Source organism: Bradyrhizobium sp. LTSP857 (assembly GCF_000938285.1).
Lineage (GTDB): Bacteria > Pseudomonadota > Alphaproteobacteria > Rhizobiales > Xanthobacteraceae > Bradyrhizobium.
The window spans coordinates 137,633-163,261 of record NZ_JYMS01000045.1 but is presented as its reverse complement, the minus strand read 5'-3'; the positions used below and the strand labels follow the sequence as shown (position 1 = coordinate 163,261).

Sequence of the window (25,629 nt, the reverse complement as noted above, 5' to 3'; positions counted from 1 at the left end):
CCTTGACCGCTACAGTCTACGCCCGCTTTCGTGAAACCGCGCTGCGCCGGGGCGAGGCGGGTTTCCTCAACGTGCTGCCGGAGACGGCCGGCATCTACGGCATTGCCGCAGGAGAGATCTCCTATCGCGCCATGCTTGATCGCGTGGAGCACTGGCGGGCTGCTTTCGCGAGCCGCGGCTATGGCGAAGGGCACAGGGTCGGGCTGCTGCTCCAGAACAGGCCGGTCTTCATCGAGCTGTGGTTCGCGCTGAACGCACTCGGCGTCTCCGTGGTGCCGATCAATCCGGATTTGCGGATCAGCGAGCTCGAATACATCATCTCGCATTCCGAGATGAGTGCGGCATTTGTTCTCGCCGGGCGGCGCGACGAGCTGGAGACGGCAGCCCGCCAGGCCGGCCGGCCGATTCCGGTCGTGACCGACCGCGACGATACCCCCGCGCCGCTCGGCGACGCACGACCCGCGACCGCGGGCGACGGCGATACCGAATGCGCGCTGCTCTATACGTCCGGGACGACCGGGCAGCCGAAGGGCTGCGTGCTCACCAACACCTATTTCCTGCACTCCGGAAACTGGTATCGCGATGTCGGCGGGCTGATCGATCTCAGGCACGAGGGCGAGCGCATGATCACGCCACTGCCGCTGTTCCACATGAATGCAATGGCGGTGTCGCTGATGGCGATGCTGTCGGTCGGCGGCAGCCTGACCATGCTCGATCGCTTCCATCCGCGGACCTGGTGGCAATCGGTGCGCGACAGCCGCGCCACCTGCCTGCATTATCTCGGCGTAATGCCCTCGATGCTGATGAGCGCGGCGCGATCGGAACAGGACCGCGCGCATTATGTGCGCTTCGGGTTCGGTGCCGGCGTCGACAAGCTCTTGCATGCGCCGTTCGAGGAGCGCTTTGGCTTTCCGCTGTTGGAGGCCTGGGCGATGACGGAGACGGGAAGTGGCGGCGTCATAGCCGCCAATGTCGAGCCGCGCAAGATCGGCACCAGTTGCTTCGGCCGCCCGGCAGCGGAGGTGGACGTTCGTATCGTCGATGACAGCGGACATGAGGCGCCGGTCGGGATGCCGGGCGAGCTGCTGGTGCGGCGGGCGGGCGCAGATCCGCGCTACGGCTTCTTCCGGGAATACCTGAAGAACCCGGAAGCAACCGCCGAGGCCTGGGACGGCGGCTGGCTGCACACCGGCGATATCGTGTCGCGCGATGCGGACGGCGATCTCCATTTCGTCGATCGCAAGAAGAACGTGATCCGCCGTTCCGGCGAGAACATTGCCGCAGTCGAGGTCGAGTCCGTCCTCAACCGCCATCCCGCGATCCGGCAGGCCGCGGTCGCGGCTACCCCCGATCAGGTGCGCGGCGACGAGGTCGCAGCCGTCATCATCGCGGACCGGGCAGGGGCAGACCGCGCGCTTGCCGAAGACATCGTCCGCTGGAGCCTGGAGCAGATGGCCTATTACAAGGCGCCGGGCTGGATCTGCTTTGTCGACAGCCTGCCGCTGACCGCAACCGAGAAAATCCAGCGCGTCGGGCTGAAGGATTTTGCCGCCAAGCTGATGTCTGATGGCGCGTTCTTCGACATGCGCGATCTCAAGAAGCGGCAGGTCTGATCATGAGCGAGATCCGTACGACACTGATCACTGGCGGCAATTCGGGGATCGGCGAAGCCTTGGCAAAAAAGCTGGTCGAGCGAGGGCAGCGCGTGGTCTCGGTCGGGCTGGAGAAGCCTACCTGGACCCATGATCTGCTTGCAGCCTATCGCGCTGATCTGACCTCCATGGAGGAGACGCGCGCGATCGCGCAGGAGATCGGCCGGGATCACGCCGTCGATAGTATCGTGCACAATGCGGGCGTCATCCTGCCGAACCTGCTGCCCGATGCGAAGCCGGAAGACATTTTGACACTCGCGCAGTTGCACCTCGGCACGCCAATGCTCCTGACCCAGGCGGCGCTGGAGGGGATGCGTTCGCGCCGCTTCGGGCGCATCGTGTTCGTCAGCTCGCGTGCCGCGATGGGCGCGGCGACGCGCTCGGCCTATTCGGCGACCAAGGCCGGCGTGCACGGGATGGCGCGGACCTGGGCGCTGGAGCTCGCCGCTGGTGGCATCACCGTGAATGTCGTCGCACCGGGGCCGATCCTGACCGACAATTTCTGGGGCATCATCCCGAAGGGCTCCGAGCAGCAGGAGCGGATGGCACGCAACGTTCCGGTCGGCCGGCTCGGCTCGCGCGAGGATGTGGCGCACGCGATCGAATTCTTCCTCGACGAGCGGTCCGATTTCGTGACCGGCCAGGTTCTCTATGTCTGCGGCGGCACCAGCCTCGTCGGGCTTGGTCCCTAGATCTGGTTCTGCCGGATATTCTCGACCATCTTGGCCAGCACGCGCGCGCAAACCTCGATGTCGTCGGGGTCGATGCCCACGATCAGCCGATCGTAATTGGTGGCCATGATCGGCCAGATCGTTCGCAGCAGCGCCTCGCCCTCCGGCGTCAATCCCACGACGCGGCGGCGCTGGTCCTCTTCCGCGATCTCGCGCTTGACGAGGCCCGATGACACCATGGACTCGACCATGCGGCTGGCGGTCGACTGCTCCGTGACGGCAAGAACGGCGATCTCGTTGACGGTGAGCGTCTTGTAGATGAACAGGACCGACAGCGTCCGGAACACGACATTGTTGACGCCGTGCTCGCTCAGATCGCGGTTTTGATCTAGATTCCAGCGATTGGCGAGCCGGTTGAACAGATACGGAATGTAGTTTTGCAGCTGGTCCTTCGTCCGCGGCGGACCCGATTTCCATCTGCTCTTGGATTCTTTGGCCATTATTTCTTGCGACTTTGCTTCTTGCTCTCGGAGCGAAGTTTCGAGGAGAGAGACCGCAGCACCGACAACGCGGTGTCGAGCTCGTGAATCGGGATGTTCTCAAGCCGCGCGCTGAGGTGCTTCTTGTGAACGGCGGCCGCCTTCCTGAACAGGACTTCGCCCTTCGGCGTAAGACGCACGATGAACGAGCGGCGGTCCTCGCTCGACATCTCCCTGCTGATGAGGTCGTCGGCGAGCAGGCGCTGCACCAGCCCCGAGACGTTGCCGCCGGATACCTTCAGGTTCTGCGACAATTGCCCGAGCGCAAGTCCGTCCCGGGTGCGATCAAGCTGAGCCAGCACGTCGAATTTTGCGAGCGACAGGCCAAACTCGGAGCTCAGCATCGCATTCAGCGACCCGAAGAGTTCGCCATGCAGAGACAGCAATTGAAGCCAAAGCCGGGTTTCAATCTGCCCGGGGACGGGAACAATGTTCTCTTTGAGTGCTGCCGGCATTGCATGACCATCGAGGACAAAATGTCTCGTCAATTGGAGGAATTACCGCGGATCTGTAGCTCCGATTAGCAACCTGAGAATCGTAGTCAAGCCGTCCGATCCTGACGTCTTGTGGGGCGAACGGCAATCCAATCCCGCGTCCCCCTCCGATGGAATCATGCAAAAGTCTTGATGGTCTGGATCACGCCGTCGAGGTCCTTGCCGGCGCTGTCTTTCAGTGCGGCCTCGCGCAGGCGGCGCGCCCAATCGGCAGCATCATCGCGCCGCTCGACCAGCTTGATAGCCGCCAGCGTCTTGTCGAATTTCGACAGCCCCCGGGCGTGGGTATCGGAATAGCCCTTCACCAGGCGTCGGCATTGCAGGATTTCGACACCGAGCTGGTAGTTGGTGCCGACCACCTCGGTCGCGGCCTTGAGCCATTCGTCGCGGTGAGCAGTCTCGACGGCGTGACGCAGCGAGCGGCGGCGCAGGCCACGCATCCCGCCCACGACATAAAGCGCCAAAAACCAGGGCAGCGAGTAGGTCCGCACCCGCCGGCCTTTGTTGACGCGGCGATCGAGCCAGCCGAGCAGGCGCGGCCGCGCGCCGAGCCAGCGACCGAATCCCACCGGCAGCATGCCCATGACCTCCTCCATGCGGGGATGCATGAATTCCGTGGTCTGGAGCACCTGGCCATCCGACAATTCCAGCTCGTCCTCGATGCGCGCGCGGCGACCGGCGCGCGTCTTGAGGTCGGCGACGCGGATGACGTCATCATAGGTCATGGCGTTGGCGAGGTATTTTGCCGCGGTCTGCGTGAAGCCATAGCCCCGGGCCGCACCGCCAGAGTTTAGGTCGGCCGTGTGCAGCGTCTTGAGGATGTCGAGATATTCGGCGCCGTAGGCGACGTCCTGGAAGTCGACCACCTTCGTCAGGCCGGCGCGGCCCATGGCCAGCGCGGGCTCCGGCAGCTCCTGCTTCAACCTTGCGACAAGCGCTGCGAGATCCGGGTCTGGCGTCGCGGGAGAGGGGATATTGTCGGCCTGCTTCGATGGCGCTGGCGCGGCAACCTCGGGAGCCCCTGTCTTGACCCGGTCAAAGGCCGCTTCAAAGGTTCGAATGCTTGCCTTCGCGCCTTTCTCGCCGGCGCGGATGACGTCGAGATAGCTGTCGCGGCTGAATGGCAGCACGCTGGCCGCGGCGAGCGCGCCGAACATCGCAGCCGAGATGACGCTGCCGTTCGCGATGGCGAGCGCGTTGAGGTCGAAGATGATCTCGGTCTTCGCGGCGATCCCGATCGCGCCGGTGACGGCGCCGTCGTCGGCAATGCCGTTGCCCGGCACGATCTTCTCGCCGATCGCAAGCGATCGGTGGTTGGACGCGATCAGCGTGGTGCGGTCCGGCGTCACGAGGCCACGCAGGATCGATCGCCCGGCCTCCATGAATTCCGCCGCCATCACCACATCGACGTCGCCGGGCGTCGGCATCAGCGACAGGATCGGCTTGCGGCCGTCGAGCGGCGGCATCGCCTCGATGTAATAGATCGTGGCGCCGGTGCGCTGGGCGACGCCGGGCACCGAGGTCGATTGCGCGACCCAGCCATGGTTCTCGGCGAGCTGCACGATCCAGTCGGTCAGGACGCCGCCGCCCTGGCCGCCCATCGCGACGATCGCGAGCGAGATCGGCCGCTCGGTTGCTTCACCCGCGGCAGGCAGCGTCAGTCGGACCGTCTCGTCTCTCATGCCAGCGCCTCGAGCGCGGGACGCCGGCGATCGCGCCGCCGCTGCAGCCAGCCGATCACGGCCATCGCAACCTTCGATTTGAAGGTGTCCCAGCGGGTCGGATTGTGAATGACGTCGGCGCGGTAGAACGAGGGGCAGAGCACAGCGGCCTCGGCGACCTCGCCGCAATTGCCGCATCCAACGCAGGAATTGTCGATCGCCGCGACCGGATCGTCGCGCAAGGGATCGTCCAGCTGCTTCACCGACAGCGACGGGCAGCCCGAGAGCCGGATGCAGGCATGGTCACCCGTGCAGACGTCCTCGTCGACGCCAAAGCGCTCCTTGACGGTGCGGATGCCGTCCTTGATCGCCTTGTTCATCAGCGGCTTCACGCGGCGCTGCTTGTTCAGCATGCATTCGGAGGAGGCGACGATGACCTTGGGGCCTTCGTCCTTGGTCGTCAGCGCTTCCCTCAGCGTGTCCCGCATCTTGCCGACGTCATAGGTGCGGTCGATCTGGCGGACCCACTGCCCGCCGATGCCCTTCACGGCCTTGACGATGGAATTGTTGGTGTCGCGCCGCTTGTTGGTCGCGCGCGACGACAGGATGTCCTGACCGCCGGTTGCCGAGGTGTAGTAATTGTCGACGATGAGGAAGACGCCGTCATGCTTGTTGAACACGGCATTGCCGATGCCGCTGGTCAATCCGTTGTGCCAGAAGCCGCCGTCACCCATCACCGCGATCGAGCGCTTGTCGGCCTTGACGTTGAAGGCCGAGGTTGAGGCCGGACCGAGACCGAAGCCCATGGTCGTTGCGCCGATGTTGAACGGCGGCAAGATCGAGAACAAATGGCAGCCGATGTCGGCCGAGACGTGGTGCTGGCCGAGCTCTTCTTCGACCAGCTTCATCGCGGCGAAGATCGGCCGCTCCGGGCAGCCGGTGCAAAGCCCGGGCGGCCGCGCCGGCACGACCTGCTTGAGCTTCTCGACCGCGGGGTGATTGAGCACGGACGCAGCGTCCGGCGCCGGCGGCCGGTTGCCAAGCAGCCGCGGCTCGGTCTTCTCCAGGAATTCGCGAACGCCTCCAAGCAAAACCTGCGCGGTGTAGTCGCCGCCCATCGGCAGCACGTCCTTGCCGTGGATGCGTGCATTGATGTCCCTGCGCCGCAGCACCGTGTTGATCGCCTGCTCCAGATATTCCGGCTGGCCTTCCTCGACGATGAGGATGGCCTCCTTGTCGAGGCAGAATTCCGCGACCTCGGTATCGATCACGGGGTAGGTGACGTTCATGACGTAGAGCGGGACTTGCGTGTTGCCGTAGGCATCCGACAGCCCGAGATATTGCAGCGCGCGGATGACATTGTTGTACATCCCGCCCTGCATGATGATGCCGACCTTGCCTTGCTTCGGTCCCATCCATTCATTGAGCTTGTTGTCGCGGATGAAGCCGATCGCGGCCGGCATCCGCGTCTTGATCTTCTCCTGCTCGTGCTCATAGGCCGCCGGCGGCAGCACGATGCGGTTGACGTCGCGCTTGGGATTGTTGAGCGCGTCCTTGATGGTGTGGGCCGGCTTGACGTTGTCCTTGCAGGCAAAACTTCCGTGCATGTGGCAGGCGCGAACACGCACCTCGAGCATCACGGGCGTGTTGGAGAACTCGGAGAGCTCAAAACCCTTCTCGATCAGATTGACGATGCATTCATGGTCGGGGCGTGGGTCGAGCAGCCAGATCTGCGATTTCATCGCAAACGCATGGGTGCGCTCCTGCATGATGGAGGAGCCTTCGCCATAGTCCTCGCCGACAATGATCATGGTGCCGCCGGTGACGCCGCCCGAGGCGAGATTGGCGAGTGCGTCCGAGGCGACGTTGGTGCCGACGGTCGATTTCCACGCGACCGCGCCGCGCAGGGGATACATCACCGAGGCCGACAGCATGGCCGCTGCCGCCGCTTCATTGGCGGAGCTCTGGAACACGACGCCGAGATCGTCGAGCACGTCCTTGGCGTCGGCGAGCACGTCCATCAGATGCGAGATCGGCGAGCCCTGGTAGCCGCCGACATAGGCGACGCCCGATTGCAGCAGCGACTTGGTGATGGCGAGGATGCCTTCGCCGCGAAATGTATCGCCATCGCCGAGCCGGAGATCCTCGACCTCGCGAGCAAAAGACCGTTCAGCCATTGCACCCTCCAGAAATATGCGATAGCATACGTTTACATGTGAAGTAAGTCAACGCCGCGCCATGCTATCACGCTTGCGGATCTCTGCTCCGAAAGCGATCATGAGCCAGCGACAGGGTAGGGCCAATGCTGAAGCTGCCTCGCTTTAGAGCCGCCGCCGTCCAGGCTTCACCTGTCTATCTCGACCCGAACGCGACGGCCGACAAAGCGGCTTCACTGGTCCGTGAGGCCGCGGCCAATGGCGCCAAGCTCGTCGCGTTCCCCGAGGTGTTCGTTCCCGGCTATCCCTACTGGAATTGGATCACCGATCCTATCACCGGGAGCGCGTGGTTCGAGAAGCTCGTCAAGGCGTCGGTGCTCGTGCCGGGTCCGGAGGTTGATGTCGTCCGGAAGGCCGCGCGCGATACGGGCTGCTATGTCGTGCTCGGCGTGAACGAGCGTAGCCCGGTTTCGCTCGGCGCGATCTACAACACGCTGGTTTTCATCGGGCCGGATGGCGCGCTGCTCGGCAAGCACCGCAAGCTGGTGCCGACCTGGGCAGAGAAGCTGACCTGGACCGGCGGTGACGGATCGAGCCTGCGCGTCTATGATACCGAGATCGGGCGTCTCGGAGGCCTGGCCTGCGGCGAGAACACCAACACGCTGGCGCGCTTTGCCCTGCTGGGGCAGGGCGAGCTCGTGCATGTCGCCAGCTACATCTCGCTTCCCGTCGCGCCCCCCGACTATGACATGGCGGAGGCGATCAAGTTGCGCGCAATTGCCCATTCCTTTGAAGGCAAGATTTTTACGATCGTCTCCTGTTCGACGGTGTCGGAGGAGATCATCACCGCCATGGAGACCATCGTTCCCGACGCACGCGCGCGCCTGCAACGTAAATCGAGCGCGTTCTCCGGCATCATCGGACCGGACGGTCGCGTGGTCGGAGATGCCCTGATCGACGATGAAGGCATCGTCTACGCCGACATCGACCTCGAGCGCTGCATCCAGCCGAAGCAGATGCATGACATCGTCGGGCACTACAACCGGTTCGACATTTTTGATCTGCGGGTCAACCGTCGTCCGCTGGCGCCGCTGGACCTCGCAGACAGTCAAGGCGAAGCTGCGGAGCAGGGCGGGTTCACGCCGATACCACTGAGATCGGATTAGGACTTGCAATAGGACTTTGGAGGACAGGATGCGCGAGAACGTCGTCGGCCGGGCCAATGTCGAAGACACGCCCGAGCTCAAGGCCTACTACAAGGATCTCGAAAAATACGAAGCCGGCGCCTTGTGGACGGTCGCCAACAAGATCGAGCCATGGGCGCCGCAATCGGCGTCCGTTCCCGTGCTCTGGCGCTACAGCGATCTGCGCGAGCACGTGCTGCGGTCGGTGGAACTGGTCTCGCCGGAGAAGGCGGGGCGCCGGGTGATCTACCTCAACAATCCCGGCCGCCGCGACGTCTCGGCCGCGGTCGGCTGGCTCTATTCGGGATTGCAGGTGATGCACCCCGGCGAGGTCGCAACGGCGCACGCGCACTCTGCTTCAGCCCTGCGCTTCATCATGGAAGGGGCGGGCGCCTACACCATCGTCGATGGTCACAAGATGACGCTGGGCGCGCGGGATTTCGTGCTCACGCCGAACGGCACCTGGCACGAGCACGGTGTCGAAGGCAACGGCTCGGTCTGCATCTGGCAGGACGGCCTCGACATCCCGCTGGTGAACGCATTGGAGGCGAACTTCTTCGCGGTCCATCCAAAGGTTCAGCAGGAGGAGTCGGGCTATCCCGTGGACGGCACGACCAAGACCTGGGGCAATCCCGGTCTTCGCCCGGCCGGCGCGACATGGTCGAAGGGCTATTCTCCCATGTTCAAATATGAGTGGGAGCCCACCTACGATTCCTTGCGCAAATATGCCGCCGCGACCGACGGCTCGCCCTTCGACGGTATTCTCATGAACTACGTCAATCCGATCACCGGCGGTCACGTGATGCAGACGATCGGCGCCAGCATGCAGCTGCTGCGGCCAGGCGAGAAGACGAAGTCGCATCGGCACACCGGCAGCTTCATCTATCAGGTCGCCAAGGGCCGCGGTTATTCCGTGATCGGCGGCAAGCGTTTCGAATGGGAGGAGCGCGACATCTTCTGCGTGCCGTCCTGGGCCTGGCACGAGCATGGCAATCTCTCTGGCAGCGAGGATGCCTGCCTGTTCTGCTTCAACGATTTGCCCGTGATCGAAAGTCTCGGCTTCTACCGCGAAGAGGCCTATGGCGACAATGCGGGTCATCAGCCCGTTGCCGCCTGACGTTCTATCGCTCGCGTCCAAAATTCACCTGAAAGAGTCGGATCAAGCTTCCATGCGCCTCGTCACCTACACTTTGGGCTCCAGCGGTGCCCGCCTCGGCGTTCTCGTCAACGGACTGGTCGTCGATGTCGAGCATCTCGGCGCGTCCAGCGGCGTGACATGGCCGAGCGACATGCTGTCGTTCATCGACAACAGCGTGACCCTGTTGCCCGCGCTCAAGGACGCACTGGAGGATGCAAATGGCCGCTTCCCAGCCGGCTCCGCCGTTCCGCTCGAGGACGTAAAGCTGCTGGCCCCGATCCCGCGCCCGCGGAAGAACATTTTTGGCATCGGGCTGAACTACCGCGCGCATGTCGCGGAGTCCGCCAAGAGCCTGGATACGGACAAGGATCTGCCGAAGCAGCCGGTCGTCTTCTCCAAGCCGCCGACATCCGTGGTCGGCCCGGGCGCGGCGATCCAGCATAACGCGAAGATGACGCAGCAGCTCGACTGGGAGGTCGAGCTCGCCGTCATCATCGGAAAGACCGCGACCCGCATCGCGACCAAGACAGCGATGGACCACGTCTTCGGCTATTCGGTGATGATCGACATTTCCGCGCGCGACAACCGCCGCGCCGGCCAGTGGATCTTCTCCAAGGGCATGGACACCTATGCGCCGTTCGGCCCCTGCATCGTGACCGCGGATGAAATCCCCGACCCGCATGATCTCCGGCTCTGGCTGACGAAGAACGGGGTCATGAAGCAGGACTCCAATACCAAATACATGATCTTCGACATCCCGGTGCTGATATCAGACATTTCATCGGGCATGACGCTTGAGCCTGGCGATATCATTGCCACGGGAACGCCGGAGGGCGTCGGCGCCGGCAGGACTCCCCAGGAATGGCTATGGCCGGGTGACGTGGTCGAAGCCGGGGTCGACGGCGTCGGTGTCATCAGGCACCCCGTCGTTGCGATCTGATGACGATGTTCTCGTTCGATCGCGCGCTGCGGTTCGGGGATTGCGATCCCTCAGGGATCGCGTACTTCCCGTCCTACCTGAACATCCTCAACGGCGTCGTCGAGGAGTTTTGGGCTGCGATCGGCTTTCCATGGCCGGAGTTGATCAATGTCCGGAAGATCGGGACACCCACGGTGCATTTGACCTGCGACTTTTCCCGACCCTCGATGTTCGGCGATCTCCTGACGTTCAAATTGCGCATCGGCCGGGTCGGCGGATCGTCGCTCTACTTGCAGCATGTCATTTCGGGCGCGGACGGCATGCGCTGGCGCGCTCGCCAGATCCTTGCTGCGACGTCGCTCGTCGATCACCACGCAATTCCGTGGCCCGACGACGTTCGCGCGGCCCTGGTGGCGCATCTGAGTGTCGATGCGGAAATTGAGGCAGCGCCATCATGATCTCCTTGTTCATGACGTTCTCCGATCCGGCAGGCGAACGGCGGGTTAGACCGGACGTACTGGACGCCGCCGCAGTGCTGGTCGGGGCGGTCCCGCAGATGACCGAGGGCCTGCTGTTCACGCCGCTGGAGCAGTCGGTGGATCATCCTTTCAAGGCTGACGGTCTCGGGCCAGTCTTCGCGCTCCAATTACGGTTTCCGGACCTGCTCGCTTGCGAAGCCGCGCTGGATCGCGGCGGAGCGCTCGCCAGCCTCGCGACCGGCGGCGGATTATCGAGCCTCAGCGGACTAGACGTCACGCACCAGGTGATGCTGACACGCGCGTTTCCCGTCGATGTCGCAGAACATCCGGCAGGAACGACAACGCCGTGCAGCTACCTCGTGCACTATCCCGGCCCAGCGGAGAACATGAACGCCTGGAATCTGCATTACCTGGAGCACCATCCGTCGATCATGCGGACGTTTCCAAACGTCCGCCAGATCGAAATCTACACGCGGATCGATTGGGTCGACCGGTTGCCGTCGCAGCGCGTCGAGCACATGCAGCGCAACAAGCTGGTGTTCGACAGCCCGGAAGCACTCGCGCACGCACTCAGCTCCGACGTGATCAAACGCATGCGCGCAGACTTCATCCAGTTCCCGCCATTCGCGGGCGGCAACAAGCATTTTCCGATGCTGACGCGGGTGGTCAGGCCGAAGCCCTAGAGAACCGAAAGCGTAGAAAAAGGGGCCGCGAGCCACAAATTCAGATTGATCGCCAAATGTCCGCTTTGGCGCCGATTTCGGACTCAAGTGGAGCGTCATGGCCCTTCCGAAACGGGCCAAGAGGCGACATCGGCCACTGAAGAAGTTGTCGCCTGCTCCCCGATCATGGCCCAAGCTATTCCCGTCCGCCCTAGTCGGGATCGTCGTATGACCCGCGCTCGCGGCGCTTGCCGATCAATCGGTTGTCGTTAGGATCGTCGAGGACATCTAGGTCCAGTTTGAGTTCTCGCCGCGCAATCAGGACAAAAAACAACAGCCAACATAAAAGTACGGCCACTCCTACGGCCACTTCTATGTAGCTACTGTGGCTACCTCCCAATAAGATTAGAAAACCGCCGCCCCATAAAAGACCCTCGCTACAAAGGTAAGCCACCATTCCTTCGGCCTCATCGTGAACCCAAGAGCCGAGCCGTGACTTAGGGTCGCTCAAGGCCCCCCAAGCTACTAAGGCAAAAAAAGCGCCCGCTGCAGCGACCAAGGCGATAAGTGCCGCCATCAACCAGGCTGGCCAAGCTGGCGATGCCGCGACACGATATTCTTGTTGCACCAGAGCGAAGACCACGCCGAACAGGAATAGCGATATCCCGCCAAAGACGAGTGCAGCGACGCGGTAGAGCGGGACATCTCGTGGTTTTTTCATAGGCGCAACATCGTTTGCGAGGTACGTCGCCCGTTTAGGAGGTGCTATTTAAACCGCAATAGGCCAAAAAGGAAAATTCATCTGCCGCGATCCACTGTCGGAAATGGGTCAATATGCGAAGAACCCAACCTGAGCAAATTTAGTCCGCCATGCCGTATTGAGCGGACATCAACGAAACGCGCCGTTGCTTCGGTGATGGGCCAGAAGCCGACTTATCCACCAAAGCCTTGGCGGTAGCCGTCAGTTGCCTTCAGCCAGTTGCTCATGGAAAAACCGCGCTACGCTCTCGTTAAATTCGCGATGAAACGCTGACCTATCAAATTCCGCGGGCTTGTCGGTGCAGATGCGAGGCAGCGCGGCCCTGAGTTGCGGCGAGCATGGCGCTAGGAATGCAAAGTGGCTGGCACGCACGCTGTGAACCTCCGGCTTTCCCGGTAGCGCACGTGCGACCCGCGCCGTGCCTTCCGGATCGATAATCCCGATTCCGACCTCCGCTCGCCAGAACTGCAGCGGAATCCTGATCGCGGCCAGATTGGATTGCGTGAAGAAACCTGGTATCGGATCGGCGATCACAGCGGCCCGAATGCGCGCATCCTGCGCCAAGGCGGGAATGTCGCCGCTTCTAAGTTGCTCGCAGAATTTCGACGCATCCGTGCAACCGCGCGCATAACGGCCGAAGTCCGGTGCGGCACCGATCAGTGCCAGACCAGTGTAGCCTCCCTTGGAGAATCCAAACAGTCCAATTTTCGACGGATCGACGACGGCCCTATCTTTCCAGTCTTGAAGCATGAAATCGAGCAGACGGACCATGTCTGTCGGACGCAACACGAAGGATGACAGATCGTCTTTTTTTGAGGAATCCTTCGCGTTGTCGCCCGGATGATTGATTGCCGCGACGACGAATCCGGCATCCGCTAGCGCAGCTGCCGTGTCATGGTGCCCGCCGAACCATCCGACATAACCGTGGGAGACGATGACCAGCGGCAGCTTTGCCCCAGTGACGGGGCAATCCTTCACACCGATTAGACCATAGTCGACGCCCACCCCCAGGTCGCCAAGCTCCACATCTTTCGGTTTGGCCTCGCATGGATACCAGATCGCGCCTGCCAAGTTAGGGCCATGGTAGAAAAGCTGGATGCCAGCGGCGTCGGCGGAAGAAGCCGAGCAAAGAAGCGCAACAACTAAAGACCGAAATACCTTGCGCAAGTAAGTCTCCCAAGCGTTGAAAGAGGGAACAAGCGAAGAAACGCCGGCTAAATTATGTCCGCGTCGGGTCAAAAGCGTTGGTCTAGCGCTCGGCTGCAAACTTCCGGTCTGCCCTAATGAACCGACCTAAAGCTGCACCGCGTCAATGGAAGCGATAGGCCAGAAGCTGACGTCCGCATTGGGATTCGGTGACAGTGCACTTAACTAGACGTGGGCAGAGCCGGGTTGAGTGCACTGTCACGTAATACGCACGCGCTGAGCTCGGACGTGATCAAGCGCATGCGTACAGTCTTCGTCCAGTTCCCGCCATTCTCAGGCGGCAACAAGCATTTTCCGATGCTGACGAGGACGGTTCAGTCCAAGTCTTAGAGAATCGAGAGCTCAAAAAATTAGGGCGTGAACCCGTATATCCAGTTTGGTCAGCGGACGTCCGTTCTGGCGCTCGTGCTCAAGGAGCGCTCTCCCATATGCTCATCGGCCACTGCTCGGCCAAGCTCGGCTATTCGGCGGCGTTCGCCGTTTTCGTCACTCGCTTCATACGGATGGCATCGCGACGCAGAAGCTCGGCAAGACTATCTGCGATGTTCCGACGGCCGAGAGCATCCAACATCGCAGTCTCGGCGTCGGTGGCGACCTCCGCAAAAAACGCGTTGATATTGGCGCTGATCCTGCATCGGGGCGCGACATCCTCCCGGCCGACAAGGAGCTTCTTGTCCTCCATCACTGCAAGATAGAGATCTCGCAATGTGATCTGCTCGGCCGTGCGGCCGAGGTGAAGACCGCCGCCTTTGCCGATCGCTGCTACGAGCATGCCCTCGCGAGTCAACGGGATCAGCAACTTGCGAATAAAGCTCGCGTTTGTGCCGAGGCCCTCCGCCAAAGTTCGACTCGTGCACCGGAAGCCATCTTGATCCGCGAGGGCCACGCTCAGCACCATCTGGAGTGCGGTCGAAAAGCGTAGATCAATCATGTGTTTACCTCGCCGCCGCAGTGCAGCCGCACACATTTCTGTGAGAATGTATCTGACATGGTTGCATTTATGATTTTAAATGTATCACATAAGGGTGCATTTGAGGAGGGTGGTTCTCCATCCACGCCTGACTCCGCAGGAGCACAAATTGTCTGCCGTCCAAATGAAAATCTCTGGCTCTCTCGAAATCCTGTTCAAGCCTACCCGGATTGGCGGTCTCGAACTGCGCAACCGTATCGCGATGGCCCCGATGACCCGCGCCATGTCGCCCGGAGGCGTGCCGGGTGAGAATGTCGCCCGCTACTATCGGCGGCGAGCCGAGGGCGGCGTCGGGCTCATCATGACTGAAGGCACCTTCATCCCTCATCCCAGCGCGGGGCACGATGAAAACGCGCCCCGCATCTACGGCGATGACGCTCTCGACGGATGGCGGCGAGTGGTTGAGCAAGTACACGACGCGGGAGGGCGGATCTTCGCGCAGCTCTGGCACGTCGGGCTGGTCCGCAAGCCGCAGGTCGACGGCGTGGGGCGTCTCTATGACGGTGGTCCCGGCAGCGACGACCGCTTCAGCCCTTCCGGCATCATTGGAGGGAACGGTCTGCCTTTCGAACGGGTCGGGCGGCCGGCGACCCTCAGCGAAATTCGTAGCGTGATAGAGGCCTACGGCGTAGGAGCGCGCACCGCAAAGGCGCTGGGCTTTGACGGCGTCGAAATTCACGGCGCCCATGGCTATCTCATCGATCAGTTCCTCTGGGATCAAACCAACCTGCGCGAGGACGCGTATGGCGGCGACATCGGCCGCCGAACCCGTTTCGCCGCCGAGGTCATTCAGGAGATCCGCGCGAATGTCGGGCCTGATTTCCCGGTGGTGCTGCGGCTGTCGACCTGGAAGCAGCAGGATTATAGCGCACGGCTCGCGGCCAGCCCGGACGAATGGGCTGCTATCGTTCGCCCCCTCGCGAGCGCTGGCGTCGATGCATTCCATCTGTCCCAACGTCGATATTGGGAAGGTGAGTTCGGCACGGACGCGAATCTCGCGACCTGGACGAAGCGGCTGACGGGAAAGCCGACCATCACTGTCGGCTCGATCACGCTCGACAACTCGATGGCCGAGATGATGCGCGGCGAGGGCAGCCTGCCCGAGAACAATCTCGCCCCGCTGCTTGCAGGGTTGGAGCGCGGCGACTTCGACCTCGTGGCGGTGGGAAGAGCGCTGATCGCCAACCCGGATTGGCCGCATCGCGTCCGAAACGGCACGCCTTTCGTCCCTTACAGCCTCAGCATGCTTCAGACCCTCGTCTGACGTCCCTCTCTCCCTAGCCCCGCAAGAGAACCATCATGTCCAATCAAAACTCCACACCCAACATCATCCTCGTGACCGGTGGTGGCCGTGGTCTCGGCCGCAACACGGCGATATCAGCTGCAAGAAGCGGCTTCGACGTCATCATCACATATCATAGCAACAGAGATGCAGCGGCCGAGGTCGTGAGCGAGATTGAAGGGCTCGGCCGCAAAGCGGTCGCCCTACGATTGGATACCACTGACATCGGTTCTTTCGACGCCTTTGCCGCCGCTCTGCGCAGCGAGCTCGGTCGGCTCGGACACGAGACCATCCACGCTCTCGTCAACAACGCCGGCATCGGGCTGGATGCTCCCTTCGCGACGACGTCGGAAGAGCTGTTTGATCGCCTTGTCAACGTTCATTTCAAGGGCGTGTTCTTCCTGACACAAAAGCTCCTGCCGATCATTGCCGATGGCGGTCGTATCGTGAACTTGTCGAGCGGCCTTGCGCGGGTCGCTCTGCCCGGCTTTGCCGTCTATGGGGCCCTGAAGGGTGCGATCGAGGTGCTCACGCGTTATCTCGCGAAGGAGCTTTCGGAGCGCAAAATAGCCGTGAACGTCGTCGCGCCCGGCGGAATCGAAACGGATTTCGGCGGAGGGGCGCTGCGCGACATCCCTGAGGTGAATGCTTTCATCGCGTCGCAGACAGCGCTGGGGCGCGCCGGAGTGCCCGACGATATCGGACCTGTCATCGCTGCGCTGCTGTCTCCGTCTCATCGTTGGATCAACGCTCAGCGTATCGAAGTGTCCGGGGGCTGGGCGCTCTGAGCCTCCGCGCAGCGCGAGACCTGGACCAGTAGGATAAGGGTGTGAGCCCGTAAATTCAGATTGATCGCCAGATGTGCGCTTTGGCGCTCGTTTCAGACTTAAGTCACACGTCACGGCGCTTCTGAAACGGGCCAGAAGCTGACTTAGAAGCGACGACTTGAATTGCCTCCTCGTCCTCAGTTGCGGACCGAGGACGGAGGACCGAGTTACTGGACCTCGGCGATCTTCGGTCCAGATGACGGCATCTGCGCGTTAGTTGCCGAGGGCCGGTTCGACGGCGATGCCGGGTCCGGCGATCGGACAGCGGCGTCGGGCGGCGCTCCCTGGGATGGTCGACGGGCAGCGGTGGTCGGAAGCACGATCACTTTTGCTCCGACTTTCACCCGCTCATAAAGGTCCACGACATCCTCATTGTTCAGCCGGATACAGCCGGACGAAACCCGTTTCCCGATCGTATCGGGCTTGTTGGTGCCGTGAATTCTATATTCGGTCTCGCCGAGATACATCGCCCGGGCGCCGAGCGGATTGCCGGGACCGCCTGCCATAAACCGCGGCAGATAAGGCTGACGCACAAGCATCTCTGTAGGCGGACGCCAATCCGGCCATTCTGTTTTACGGGCCACAGTCTGTTCACCGGACCATGCGAAACCTTCGCGGCCAACACCGATGCCGTAACGCATCGCTTGCGCGTCGTTCAGAACGAAATAAAGGAATGTGTTTTTGGTATCGATGATCACGGTACCTGGCGTCTGGTGGCTGGCATAGTCAACCACCTGCCGAACAAATGCTCCGGGACCGTCAGCGGCTTTTGGTGGTTCGACCAGAGGCGCCGGGGCCGGAATCGGAGCCGGAGCTGGCGCCGATGCATGAACCGGAGTTGCCACGTAAACCGGAGTTGACGATGCCTGGGCCTGGGGTACGGACGGCTTCCGTATCGGTTGCACGCTCGCAGGGCGAGACAGCAAACCGTACCCCAATGCGGCGACGGCCACGGCGCCAATTGCAACTCTCGCGACCATGGGTATCGCGAGCGTTTCTGCCTTTCGACGTTTGGCGCGCTTGCTCATATCTTTCCCCAGGTCACCATGCCCAAAAGAGGTAACCAGCAACATTTAAGAAACTTCGAAGCGATGCCGCTCAGACTGGAACTCGTTAACGGTGGTTAACGCCGAACTCTTGTTCGGCAACGTAAAAATTGGGAGTATCGCTTGATAATTTAGCAAGCGACGTGGACGACGCGCTTCTCATCGCGGAACGAGTCGGGGTCTGAATCGCCCGGCGGAGCGGACACACTCCGGTCTTTGATCAACGGCGGCTTCAGGTAGAACTCAACCTGAGCAAATCTGGTCCGCATGCCTCACTGAGCGGACCAGATGAGGTGCGCCGCTACTTCGCTGATGGGCGACGAGCTGACGCTCGGCGATTTCTCAAAACGCCTATTCATCGGCTCGGGCAGCATTTATTCTGTTGGCCGCACGCCCCAAGCCGACTGGATTGGAAGTTGAGCAGGCCATGACCGAAGACAGTGAGTTCGTCAATTGGTTGGCGAGCGGCTATCACGACAGTGATCTCTGATGGGATCATGAAAATTATGAGATCGAGGCCTTGCTTCGCTACAAGAAAAATGACGTCGTTTATCTGGTGTGGTTAGACGATGCCAAGCCCAATGGTGTCGATTTTATGCTTTGCAAGAATCACACGTCTCGCGCGAGAGAGACGCAATATTGCTTGATCCCATGCAAGTCGAAGGAGGACGCGAGGCAACTTTGGAAGATGTTTGGCGCTCGCGCAGGGTGGTTAGTGCCGGCGTTGCTCTCAGCACTTTCGCTTTGGCCTTGAGGCCAAGGCCAACAGCCGACATCGCTGATGCTTTACTCAATCGCTTCATCTGCGATGCCCCGCGTGGGCGGTATCGTTGCCCCCAAGCGCCTTCGCGGTCTTGCGGAAATTAGCGCGCGAATTTGTAGTGAGCCACGCCGCCGAAGTGACCGTAAGCAATGCCGAAGCAATCCAGATCGGGCCCAGCATAAAGATGGCTATCGCGCCCTGCCCACAGGCACCGCATGCAACCGAAAACAATATCGGAAAAAAACATAGCAGGATGACTACGGCAAATCCTGTACTGAGCCAAACTCCTCTCGCCGCCCATCGCGCACCAAAAAACCATGGAATGGCGGGAAAGCCGAAAGACAGAACAACCAAGAGGATCATCAGATCGTCGAACATGATTGGCTCTTGGTCGCTAACACGAGGCCGACGGTTCAAACGCATACGGCTGTGGAAGCCATCTTCTATCCATGCGAGGCGATGATGGTATCATGCCCCTGTTTTGCCCGACGGAGCAAATGCATTTCGTAAAATCCGCAGTCGTCGACCGTTAAGCCATTGATATCGCCGTCACCGGCTACTGTGCATGGGGTTGTTTTCGATGTTTATGTTGCGCGGCCCGTTGGGCCTGATCCTGGCCGGCTCTAGTGGCCGCCGAGATAAGCCGTGATCAGCCTGGGATCGTGGATCAGATCCTTGGCGGGGCCCGATTGCACGACCTCGCCCGTCTCAAGCACGTAACCGTAATCGGCCGTCTCCAGCGCGGCGCGGGCGTTTTGCTCGACCAGCAGGATCGACACGCCGAGATCGCGCAGCGAAGCAATGGTGCGAAAAATCTCGCGCACGATCAGCGGCGCGAGGCCGAGGCTCGGCTCATCGAGCATGAGCAGTTTCGGCTTGGCCATCAGCGCGCGCCCGAGCGCGAGCATCTGGCGCTCGCCGCCGGAGAGGGTGCCGGCGGCCTGGCGCTGACGCTCTTTCAGGCGCGGGAAGCGATCATAGACCTCGTCGAGTGTCTTCTGGACGCCGGAGCGGTCACGCAGGCTGTAGGAGCCAAGCAGAAGATTGTCGGCGACCGACATGTCGGAGAACAGCTCGCGCTTTTCCGGCACCAGACACAGCCTGCGCTCGACACGGTCCTCGACGGACATCTTTCCGATATCGCCGCCCTGAAACACCATGCGCCCGCGCGAGGCGAGCAATCCGATGGCGGCCATCAGCAGCGTGGTCTTGCCGGCGCCGTTCGGGCCGATGACAGTGACGATCTGGCCTTCTTCGACCGACAGCGACACGTTGCGGACTGCTTCGACATTGTCGTAGCAGACAGTCACGTCGGTCATGGAAAACATCTGGCTCACGCGACGCCTCCGAGATAGGCCTCTTGAACCCGCTCGTCGCTGCGGATCGCGGCGGGCGCGCCTTCGCAGAGTTTTGATCCGAAATCGAGCACCACGATGCGGTCGACCAGCGACATCACGAACTCCATGTCGTGCTCGACGATCAGGATGGTCAGATGGTCCGACCGCAGCGAGCGGAGCAGCTCCGCAAGCCGGAGCTTCTCCTGGCGGCGCAGGCCCGCGGCCGGCTCGTCGAGGACGAGCAGGGCGGGATCGGCGGCCAGCGCGCGCGCGATCTCCAGGATGCGCTGATTGCCGAGCGGCAGATTGCCTGCGAGCTCGAACGGCTTTTCGCCGAGCCCGACGCGCTCGAGCTGCATCAGCGCCTCATGCCGGACGCTGGCCTCCTCGCGCTGATTGAGGCGGAAGGCACCGGCGAACAGGCCCGCGCGCGTGCGGGCGTAGGTGCCGAGCATGACGTTTTCCAGCAGGCTCATGCGCGGCCTCAGCTTCACATGCTGGAAGGTCCGCGCGACACCGGCTTTGGCGATGCGGGATTGCGCGTCACGCGTGATCGGGCGCCCCGCAAAGACGATCTCGCCCTTGTTGACCCGGAGCGCGCCGGTCAGGCAGTTGAACATCGTGCTCTTGCCGGCACCGTTCGGCCCGATGACGGCGAGGATCTCGCCGGAGCGGACCTCGAAGCTGACATTGTTGACGGCAACCAGGCCGCCGAACCGGCGCTCGGCGCCATCGACCTTCAGAAGGAGTTCGCCCGGCGTCGGTTGCGCGCGGCGGGGCAGGGCGGGCGCCGGGTGTGGCCGTTCGCGCTTCACCTTCGGCAGATAGCGCGCAACGAAGGGCACGATGCCCTGCCGCGCCCATTGCAGGAACAGGATGAACAATGCGGAGAAGGCGACGATCTCGAGCTGCCCGGAGGCGCCCTTCGCGATCAGCGGCAGATAGTCCTGCACGCTGTTCTTGAGCAGGGTGACGACGGCCGCACCAACGACACCGCCGAGAAGGCTGCCGGCGCCGCCGACCATCGACATCATCAGATATTCGATGCCCATGCCGGCGTCGAACGGGCCCGGGCTGATGAAGCGGCTCATATGGGCGTAGAGCCACCCGGAAAGCGAGGCGAGGAAAGCCGCGATCACGAAGGTCACGAGCTTGATCCGGAAGGCGTTGATGCCGAGGCTCTCGACCAGCGTATTGCCGCCACGCAACGCGCGCATGGCGCGACCGAGCCGCGAGTCCAGCAAATTATAGCCGAGCAGGAGGACGGCAGCGACGATGCCCCAGATCAGGAAATAGATCTGCGAGCTCGAGACCAGCGCGAACGATCCGATGCTGATCGGCGGGATCGACGAGATGCCGTTGAAGCGGCCGAGCCCCTCGACATTGCCGAACAGGAAGCCGATGGCCAGGCCCCATGCGACGGTCGAGAGCGAGAGGAAATGGCCCTGGAGCCGCAAGGTGACGAGGCCGAGGACGGCCGCGACGCAGCAGGTCAGCACCACGCCGAACACGAGGCCGAGCCACGGCGAGTATCCGTTCAGCGCGGAGACCCAGGCGGTGGCATAGGCGGCGATGCCGACGAACGCTGCCTGCCCGAACGACACGATGCCGCCGACGCCGGTGAGGAGCGCAAGGCCAATGGCGACGAGCGAATAGATGCCGATATAATTCATCAGCGTGATGCTGAAGGGGCTCAGAACGAAGGGCGCGAGCGCAATGCACACCACCGCTGCGATCGCCGCAAGCTGAACGTGAAGGCGCGTCATTCCTCGATCTCCTCCTCGGAATGCAGCGAGGCGAGGGATCGCCAGATCAGGATCGGGATCAGCAGCGAGAACACGATGACGTCCTTCAGCGCACTGCTCTCGAAGGATGCGAAACTTTCGAGGATGCCGACGCCGACGGCGCCGATCGCAGCACCAGGATAGCTGGTCATGCCGCCGACGATGGCGCCGACGAAGGCCTTGAGGCCGATCAGAAAGCCGGAATCATAGAATACGGTGTTGACCGGCGCGATCAGGATTCCGGATACGCCGGCCATCAGCGAGCCCAGCAGATAGGCGATCGTGCCGGCGCGGGCGGGCCGTATCCCCATCAGGCGGGAGCCGGTCCGGTTCACGGCCGTGGCGCGCAGCGATTTTCCGACCAGCGTGAAGTCGAAGAACAGATAGAGCAGTCCGCTGAAGACGAGGGCTGCGAGCACGATCAGCATGGTCTGGCCCGAGACCAGCACCCCGGCGAACTCGGTCGAGAACGACGTCAGCGGTTCGGTTCTGACACCTTCAGGTCCGAAGACCAGCAGCCCCAGACCGACCAGTGCGTAATGCAGTGCGACGGAGACGGTCAGCAGCAACAGCACCGTTCCATCCGCGATAGGGCGGAACACGATCCGATCCAGAAGTGGAGCGATCGGCGTGATCAGCATCAGCGCAAGCACGAGCCTGACGGCAAGCGGCGGGTCGGCGCGCATCGTCAGCCAGGCGAGACCGACCACGGCCAACGGAAGCGCGAGATAGAAGAACAGCGCGCGTGGCAGCAGCCGAAATTCGCCGGCGCGCACGAGCGAGATGATCTCGATCAAAGTTGCAAGGCAGGCCAGGATGACGACCAGCGCTCCGGTGCCCGGAAAGCGCTTGGCGTCGAGGGCAGCCAGCGTCAGCGCGGTGAATGCGGCGATGTCGCCAAAGGGAATGAAGATGACCCGTGTCACCGTGAAGATGAGGACGGTCCCGATTGCCACCAGCGCATAGACTGCGCCGGTGGCGATCCCGTCGATCCCAAGGATGGCTGCGATGTCGCTCGTCATTGAGACGTCGTTTCCCCGTTCTGACTGCCAGTCTTCCGACTACGGCGCGTATTTCCAGGCGCCGCCCGTCAGGCGCACCACGACGAGCGAGCGCTCGTCGACGCCGGTCACCGCACCAGGCTTGAAGTTGTAGACGGCATGCACGCCCGGCAACTCCTTGGTGCTGAGGATCGCGTCCCGCAGCGCCGTGTGGAATTCCGCCGTTCCGGGCTTCGCAGTCTTCAGCGCGCGCTCCGCAGCATTGGCGAAAATCAGCCAGGCGTCGAAGGAATAGGCGGAGAAGCCGTCAGTGGTCGGGATGTTATGGGTCTTCTGGTAGACCGCGCGGAAATCCAGCGCGATCTTCTTGGCGAAGTGCTCATCGGGAAGCTGCTCGGCCACGATCACGGGGCCGGCGGAGACCTGAATGCCGTCGGCCGCTTTGCCACCGACGTTGACGAAGTCTGGATTGACCAGCGCCACCGTGCCGTAGGTGTTGCCCTTGAAGCCGCGGTCGGCGAGGCTGAGAAGAGGCAGCGCACCTTGGGTGCCCGAGCCGCCGTCCAGCACGGCGTCCGGCCGGGCGGCAAGCACCTTGAGGATCTGCGCGGTGACCGAGGTGTCGGTGCGGGCATATCGCTCGTTGGTCTGCATCTTGATGTCACCGGCGGCTTCGGCGGCCTTCGCGCCGTTGTAGACGAGATCGCCCCAGGCGTCGGTGAAGCCGATATAGCCGATGTTCTTCATGCCATCACGCTTCATGCGGTCGGCGACGATCTTGACGAGAAGGGAAGCAGGCTGCGGCACCGACACCACCCACTGCTCGGGCGAGTCCGGAAGCTTGCCGATCGGCGAGATCGCGATCATCGGCACTTTCAGCTCGCTCGCCACCGCCGCCATGGCGATGGTCGACGGTGCCGTCGCCGTGCCGATCAGGAGGTCCACCTTCTCCTCTTCGACGAGCTTGCGCGCGTTGCGGGTCGCTGCCGACGGGTCGGAGCCGTCGTCGAGCTGGATCAGGCGAATGGTCTCGCCGTTGATGGTCTTCTTGTATTCATAGGCGGCGTTGATGCCGCGCCCATAGGGGATTCCGATCGACGAACCGTTGCCGCTGAGCGACGTGACGAAGCCGATGGTGATGTCGGCCTGCGCAGCCGGGGCTGCGAAGACCCCGGCGGCAAGTGCGAGTAGGCTCACAGTCTTGCGCATTTACGTTATCCTCCGTTGGTGCTGGATAGGAATGCCTCGAAGCCGCCGCGCGGGAACCCCGAACGACGAACGAACCGATTGAAAGCGTTGCTGTAGCGCCGAAACCCGGGCGCGACCGAAGAGAGCTTGCTCGGCCGGGCGTCAGCAGCCATGGGGTTGCTTGCCGCTCGAACAACGGGCCCATCGGCGAATGCGGGCGGGCCTTTTCTGAAGCGATGAGAAGTCGTCGACGCCGCCGCGATGCGCGACCGGCGATGCTGCTGCTGCCGGCTGTTCGAGCACGGCGACTGTCCACACGATTGAGTTTCTCAAAATCGGTGCCCTGCAACGTCATTGTCGTGGCCACCGGTCCTTGACCGGCGAGGAATTACTTAAAGCCTAAAGTATTATTGGTGGGGCCGTCAACACGTGTCACGGCGCTGTCAGAAAAAAATGTTGTTGCATACAATTTCGTCGGAGTGCGGCGTTTCCTCGCCGCTCGGCGGTACGAAAAGGCCATGCTCGCCTGGCCGTGACGGCGCCCGTCGTCGGCGCCGCCGCGCGCATTTGACGCGTCAATTAGTTTATGGTTGAAATATATTTATCGGCAGCCGACGACCGATCCTCCGATCACCGCTTGAGGAGAAGGACGATGCGCATCTTCTGGCAGAGCTTCGTTGATGCGAGCGTCAACGCGCCCTACATGGCGCGGCTGTCGGAATACCTCAACAACATCGCTGCATCAGGTACGACGGTTCACGTCGAGGGCATTTCACCGCCGGACCGGGAGTTCGGACGGCTTGCGGAATTGCGCTGCGCCGTCCAGGCGATCGACAACGGCATCGCGGCCGAGGAGGGCGGATTCGATGCCTTTGTCATGGGGCATTTCCAGGATCCTGGACTCTACGAGCTGCGCTCGGCGCTCGACATTCCCGTGATCGGGACCGGCGAGGCGACGTTGCTGGCGGCCTCACAGCTCGGTCGGCGGCTCGGCCTTGTGACGCTCGATCCCGTCTTCGAGGTCTGGCACTACGAGCAGGCGGAGCGTTACGGCCTGCGCGATCGTGTGGTCCACGTGACCAATCTTGGCTGCAAGCCTGAGGATTTCGCCGATGCATTCGCCGGAGACCAGGCCGCGCAAGCCCGCATGATCGAGGATTTTGTCGCCTGCGCACGTCCGCTGGTCGAGCGCGGCGCCGATGTCGTGATCCCCGCCGGTGTGCTGCCGGGCCTCCTGATCGGGAGGGAGCACGGCCTGAAGGTCGGGCACGCGCCGGTGGTCAACTGTGCGGCCGTGGCTCTGAAGAGTGCCGAGATGTGGGTGCAGCTCCGGCAGCTCAATGGCACCGAGCCCAGCCGCGGGCCGAGCTTCAAACGGGCGAGCGCCCAGGCGCGCGCGGATTTCCGTGCGCTGCTTGCCCGTAACAACCGTTAGTCCTGGATAAGCTAGTCTTGGAGAACACGTCATGATGACCCCCGAAAAGATCCTGTACGAGACCGAGGTGACGGCGACCGGAGGTCGGGATGGCAAGGCCGCCAGCGTCGACGGTCTTTTGTCGGTGTCGCTGTCCTTGCCGAAATCGATGGGCGGCCCCGGTGGCGAAGGCACCAATCCCGAGCAGCTCTTTGCGGCCGGCTACGCCGCGTGCTTTCTCGGTGCGGTCAAGCTCGTCGCGCGCACCCGGAAGGTTGCGCCATCCGCCGAGCCCTCCGTGACCGCAAAGGTCGCGATGGGTCCGATTCCCGTGGGATATGCGCTCGCTGTCGAGCTGAGGGTCAATCTGCCCGGTGTTGAGAAATCGGTGGCCGAAGAGGTCGTCGCGGGCGCGCACGAGCGTTGCCCCTATTCGAACGCAACCCGTGGCAATATTGCCGTGAAACTGACGGTGGTCTGAGGCGGATGAACCAGG

24 protein-coding genes are annotated in these 25,629 nt (G+C 62.4%); 11 read left to right on the top strand and 13 right to left on the bottom strand.

What is annotated here, in order from left to right; all coding sequences use genetic code 11:
• The first annotated feature begins 2 nt into the window (after positions 1-2).
• Together UP06_RS28705 and UP06_RS28700 are read left to right on the top strand one after the other, a co-directional pair.
• Entirely contained in the window at positions 3-1,613 is a 1,611-nt protein-coding gene (locus tag UP06_RS28705) for an ATP-dependent acyl-CoA ligase (protein ID WP_082081676.1), read from the top strand.
• 2 nt (positions 1,614-1,615) lie between these two features.
• On the top strand, positions 1,616-2,344 hold the full coding sequence (locus UP06_RS28700; protein WP_045007036.1) for an SDR family NAD(P)-dependent oxidoreductase: 729 nt from the start codon (positions 1,616-1,618) through the stop codon (positions 2,342-2,344).
• On the opposite strand, the gene UP06_RS28695 is transcribed toward UP06_RS28700, so the two are convergent.
• From UP06_RS28695 to UP06_RS28680, 4 genes are all read right to left on the bottom strand, one after another.
• Positions 2,341-2,823 carry a MarR family winged helix-turn-helix transcriptional regulator gene (locus UP06_RS28695; RefSeq protein ID WP_045007035.1) on the bottom strand — a complete coding sequence of 161 codons (483 nt, stop codon included), beginning with the start codon at positions 2,821-2,823 and terminating at the stop codon, positions 2,341-2,343. The two genes, UP06_RS28700 and UP06_RS28695, sit on opposite strands and share 4 nt — an antisense overlap.
• Positions 2,823-3,206: a MarR family winged helix-turn-helix transcriptional regulator gene (locus UP06_RS28690; protein WP_245305569.1), complete on the bottom strand. Its 384-nt coding sequence runs from the start codon at positions 3,204-3,206 to the stop codon at positions 2,823-2,825. The genes UP06_RS28695 and UP06_RS28690 overlap by 1 nt, the downstream gene beginning before the upstream one ends.
• Positions 3,207-3,472: 266 nt before the next feature.
• The gene (locus UP06_RS28685; RefSeq protein WP_045007033.1) at positions 3,473-5,038 is read right to left on the bottom strand and encodes an indolepyruvate oxidoreductase subunit beta family protein; all 1,566 of its coding nucleotides are present in this window, start codon (positions 5,036-5,038) and stop codon (positions 3,473-3,475) included.
• Positions 5,035-7,194 carry a thiamine pyrophosphate-dependent enzyme gene (locus tag UP06_RS28680; RefSeq protein WP_045007032.1) on the bottom strand — a complete coding sequence of 720 codons (2,160 nt, stop codon included), beginning with the start codon at positions 7,192-7,194 and terminating at the stop codon, positions 5,035-5,037. The genes UP06_RS28685 and UP06_RS28680 overlap by 4 nt, the downstream gene beginning before the upstream one ends.
• A 125-nt stretch (positions 7,195-7,319) precedes the next feature.
• On the opposite strand from UP06_RS28680, the gene UP06_RS28675 reads away from it, so the two are divergent.
• Genes UP06_RS28675 through UP06_RS28655 form a run of 5 tightly spaced genes read left to right on the top strand, consistent with a single transcriptional unit; the run spans position 7,320 to position 11,576 of the window.
• Positions 7,320-8,339, top strand: coding sequence for a carbon-nitrogen hydrolase family protein (locus UP06_RS28675; protein ID WP_045007031.1), 1,020 nt, complete (start codon positions 7,320-7,322; stop codon positions 8,337-8,339).
• Between the two features lie 28 nt (positions 8,340-8,367).
• Positions 8,368-9,474, top strand: coding sequence for a cupin domain-containing protein (locus UP06_RS28670; RefSeq protein WP_045007030.1), 1,107 nt, complete (start codon positions 8,368-8,370; stop codon positions 9,472-9,474).
• A 52-nt stretch (positions 9,475-9,526) separates the two neighbouring features.
• Positions 9,527-10,435, top strand: a complete 909-nt coding sequence (locus UP06_RS28665) for a fumarylacetoacetate hydrolase family protein (RefSeq protein ID WP_045007029.1) — start codon at positions 9,527-9,529, stop codon at positions 10,433-10,435.
• Positions 10,435-10,872, top strand: coding sequence for an acyl-CoA thioesterase (locus UP06_RS28660; RefSeq protein ID WP_045007028.1), 438 nt, complete (start codon positions 10,435-10,437; stop codon positions 10,870-10,872). The genes UP06_RS28665 and UP06_RS28660 overlap by 1 nt, the downstream gene beginning before the upstream one ends.
• Positions 10,869-11,576 carry a hypothetical protein gene (locus UP06_RS28655; protein ID WP_045007027.1) on the top strand — a complete coding sequence of 236 codons (708 nt, stop codon included), beginning with the start codon at positions 10,869-10,871 and terminating at the stop codon, positions 11,574-11,576. Before UP06_RS28660 ends, UP06_RS28655 begins: the two co-directional genes overlap by 4 nt.
• Positions 11,577-11,766: 190 nt before the next feature.
• On the opposite strand, the gene UP06_RS28650 is transcribed toward UP06_RS28655, so the two are convergent.
• The 3 genes from UP06_RS28650 to UP06_RS28640 form a co-directional block, all read right to left on the bottom strand.
• Positions 11,767-12,276, bottom strand: coding sequence for a hypothetical protein (locus UP06_RS28650; RefSeq protein WP_045007026.1), 510 nt, complete (start codon positions 12,274-12,276; stop codon positions 11,767-11,769).
• Between the two features lie 240 nt (positions 12,277-12,516).
• On the bottom strand, positions 12,517-13,482 hold the full coding sequence (locus UP06_RS28645; protein ID WP_045007025.1) for an alpha/beta hydrolase family protein: 966 nt from the start codon (positions 13,480-13,482) through the stop codon (positions 12,517-12,519).
• Between the two features lie 499 nt (positions 13,483-13,981).
• Positions 13,982-14,452, bottom strand: a complete 471-nt coding sequence (locus UP06_RS28640; RefSeq protein WP_045007024.1) for an RrF2 family transcriptional regulator — start codon at positions 14,450-14,452, stop codon at positions 13,982-13,984.
• 148 nt (positions 14,453-14,600) lie between these two features.
• Here UP06_RS28640 and UP06_RS28635 point away from each other — a divergent pair, with 148 nt between their 5' ends.
• Together UP06_RS28635 and UP06_RS28630 are read left to right on the top strand one after the other, a co-directional pair.
• On the top strand, positions 14,601-15,755 hold the full coding sequence (locus UP06_RS28635) for an NADH:flavin oxidoreductase (RefSeq protein WP_245305568.1): 1,155 nt from the start codon (positions 14,601-14,603) through the stop codon (positions 15,753-15,755).
• Positions 15,756-15,790: 35 nt separating this feature from the next.
• On the top strand, positions 15,791-16,561 hold the full coding sequence (locus tag UP06_RS28630) for an SDR family NAD(P)-dependent oxidoreductase (RefSeq protein ID WP_045007022.1): 771 nt from the start codon (positions 15,791-15,793) through the stop codon (positions 16,559-16,561).
• 206 nt (positions 16,562-16,767) lie between these two features.
• Here UP06_RS28630 and UP06_RS28625 read toward each other — a convergent pair whose 3' ends face one another.
• From UP06_RS28625 to UP06_RS28600, 6 genes are all read right to left on the bottom strand, one after another.
• A complete protein-coding gene (locus UP06_RS28625; RefSeq protein WP_045007179.1) occupies positions 16,768-17,628 on the bottom strand; it encodes a L,D-transpeptidase in 861 nt (286 codons plus the stop codon).
• Between the two features lie 817 nt (positions 17,629-18,445).
• Complete coding sequence (locus UP06_RS28620; RefSeq protein WP_045007021.1) at positions 18,446-18,787, bottom strand: hypothetical protein; 342 nt, start codon at positions 18,785-18,787, stop codon at positions 18,446-18,448.
• Positions 18,788-19,032: 245 nt separating this feature from the next.
• Complete coding sequence (locus tag UP06_RS28615; RefSeq protein ID WP_045007020.1) at positions 19,033-19,746, bottom strand: ABC transporter ATP-binding protein; 714 nt, start codon at positions 19,744-19,746, stop codon at positions 19,033-19,035.
• Positions 19,743-21,512: a branched-chain amino acid ABC transporter ATP-binding protein/permease gene (locus UP06_RS28610; RefSeq protein ID WP_045007019.1), complete on the bottom strand. Its 1,770-nt coding sequence runs from the start codon at positions 21,510-21,512 to the stop codon at positions 19,743-19,745. The genes UP06_RS28615 and UP06_RS28610 overlap by 4 nt, the downstream gene beginning before the upstream one ends.
• Positions 21,509-22,552, bottom strand: coding sequence for a branched-chain amino acid ABC transporter permease (locus UP06_RS28605; protein WP_045007018.1), 1,044 nt, complete (start codon positions 22,550-22,552; stop codon positions 21,509-21,511). The genes UP06_RS28610 and UP06_RS28605 overlap by 4 nt, the downstream gene beginning before the upstream one ends.
• A gap of 39 nt (positions 22,553-22,591) precedes the next feature.
• Positions 22,592-23,740, bottom strand: a complete 1,149-nt coding sequence (locus UP06_RS28600; protein WP_045007017.1) for an ABC transporter substrate-binding protein — start codon at positions 23,738-23,740, stop codon at positions 22,592-22,594.
• A 631-nt stretch (positions 23,741-24,371) separates the two neighbouring features.
• Here UP06_RS28600 and UP06_RS28595 point away from each other — a divergent pair.
• The gene (locus UP06_RS28595; protein ID WP_045007016.1) at positions 24,372-25,154 is read left to right on the top strand and encodes an aspartate/glutamate racemase family protein; all 783 of its coding nucleotides are present in this window, start codon (positions 24,372-24,374) and stop codon (positions 25,152-25,154) included.
• Positions 25,155-25,185: 31 nt separating this feature from the next.
• A complete protein-coding gene (locus tag UP06_RS28590; RefSeq protein WP_082081674.1) occupies positions 25,186-25,614 on the top strand; it encodes an organic hydroperoxide resistance protein in 429 nt (142 codons plus the stop codon).
• The last annotated feature ends 15 nt before the right edge of the window (positions 25,615-25,629 follow it).

Bases quoted from the DNA above. Each gene is read 5' to 3' on its own strand.
- UP06_RS28700 (WP_045007036.1), top strand. From the start codon at position 1,616: ATGAGCGAGATCCGTACGACACTGATCACTGGCGGCAATTCGGGGATC.
- UP06_RS28695 (WP_045007035.1), bottom strand. From the start codon at position 2,823: ATGGCCAAAGAATCCAAGAGCAGATGGAAATCGGGTCCGCCGCGGACG.
- UP06_RS28690 (WP_245305569.1), bottom strand. From the start codon at position 3,206: ATGCTGAGCTCCGAGTTTGGCCTGTCGCTCGCAAAATTCGACGTGCTG.
- UP06_RS28685 (WP_045007033.1), bottom strand. From the start codon at position 5,038: ATGAGAGACGAGACGGTCCGACTGACGCTGCCTGCCGCGGGTGAAGCA.
- UP06_RS28680 (WP_045007032.1), bottom strand. From the start codon at position 7,194: ATGGCTGAACGGTCTTTTGCTCGCGAGGTCGAGGATCTCCGGCTCGGC.
- UP06_RS28675 (WP_045007031.1), top strand. From the start codon at position 7,320: ATGCTGAAGCTGCCTCGCTTTAGAGCCGCCGCCGTCCAGGCTTCACCT.
- UP06_RS28670 (WP_045007030.1), top strand. From the start codon at position 8,368: ATGCGCGAGAACGTCGTCGGCCGGGCCAATGTCGAAGACACGCCCGAG.
- UP06_RS28665 (WP_045007029.1), top strand. From the start codon at position 9,527: ATGCGCCTCGTCACCTACACTTTGGGCTCCAGCGGTGCCCGCCTCGGC.
- UP06_RS28660 (WP_045007028.1), top strand. From the start codon at position 10,435: ATGACGATGTTCTCGTTCGATCGCGCGCTGCGGTTCGGGGATTGCGAT.
- UP06_RS28655 (WP_045007027.1), top strand. From the start codon at position 10,869: ATGATCTCCTTGTTCATGACGTTCTCCGATCCGGCAGGCGAACGGCGG.
- UP06_RS28650 (WP_045007026.1), bottom strand. From the start codon at position 12,276: ATGAAAAAACCACGAGATGTCCCGCTCTACCGCGTCGCTGCACTCGTC.
- UP06_RS28640 (WP_045007024.1), bottom strand. From the start codon at position 14,452: ATGATTGATCTACGCTTTTCGACCGCACTCCAGATGGTGCTGAGCGTG.
- UP06_RS28630 (WP_045007022.1), top strand. From the start codon at position 15,791: ATGTCCAATCAAAACTCCACACCCAACATCATCCTCGTGACCGGTGGT.
- UP06_RS28625 (WP_045007179.1), bottom strand. From the start codon at position 17,628: ATGAGCAAGCGCGCCAAACGTCGAAAGGCAGAAACGCTCGCGATACCC.
- UP06_RS28620 (WP_045007021.1), bottom strand. From the start codon at position 18,787: ATGTTCGACGATCTGATGATCCTCTTGGTTGTTCTGTCTTTCGGCTTT.
- UP06_RS28610 (WP_045007019.1), bottom strand. From the start codon at position 21,512: ATGACGCGCCTTCACGTTCAGCTTGCGGCGATCGCAGCGGTGGTGTGC.
- UP06_RS28605 (WP_045007018.1), bottom strand. From the start codon at position 22,552: ATGACGAGCGACATCGCAGCCATCCTTGGGATCGACGGGATCGCCACC.
- UP06_RS28600 (WP_045007017.1), bottom strand. From the start codon at position 23,740: ATGCGCAAGACTGTGAGCCTACTCGCACTTGCCGCCGGGGTCTTCGCA.
- UP06_RS28595 (WP_045007016.1), top strand. From the start codon at position 24,372: ATGCGCATCTTCTGGCAGAGCTTCGTTGATGCGAGCGTCAACGCGCCC.
- UP06_RS28590 (WP_082081674.1), top strand. From the start codon at position 25,186: ATGATGACCCCCGAAAAGATCCTGTACGAGACCGAGGTGACGGCGACC.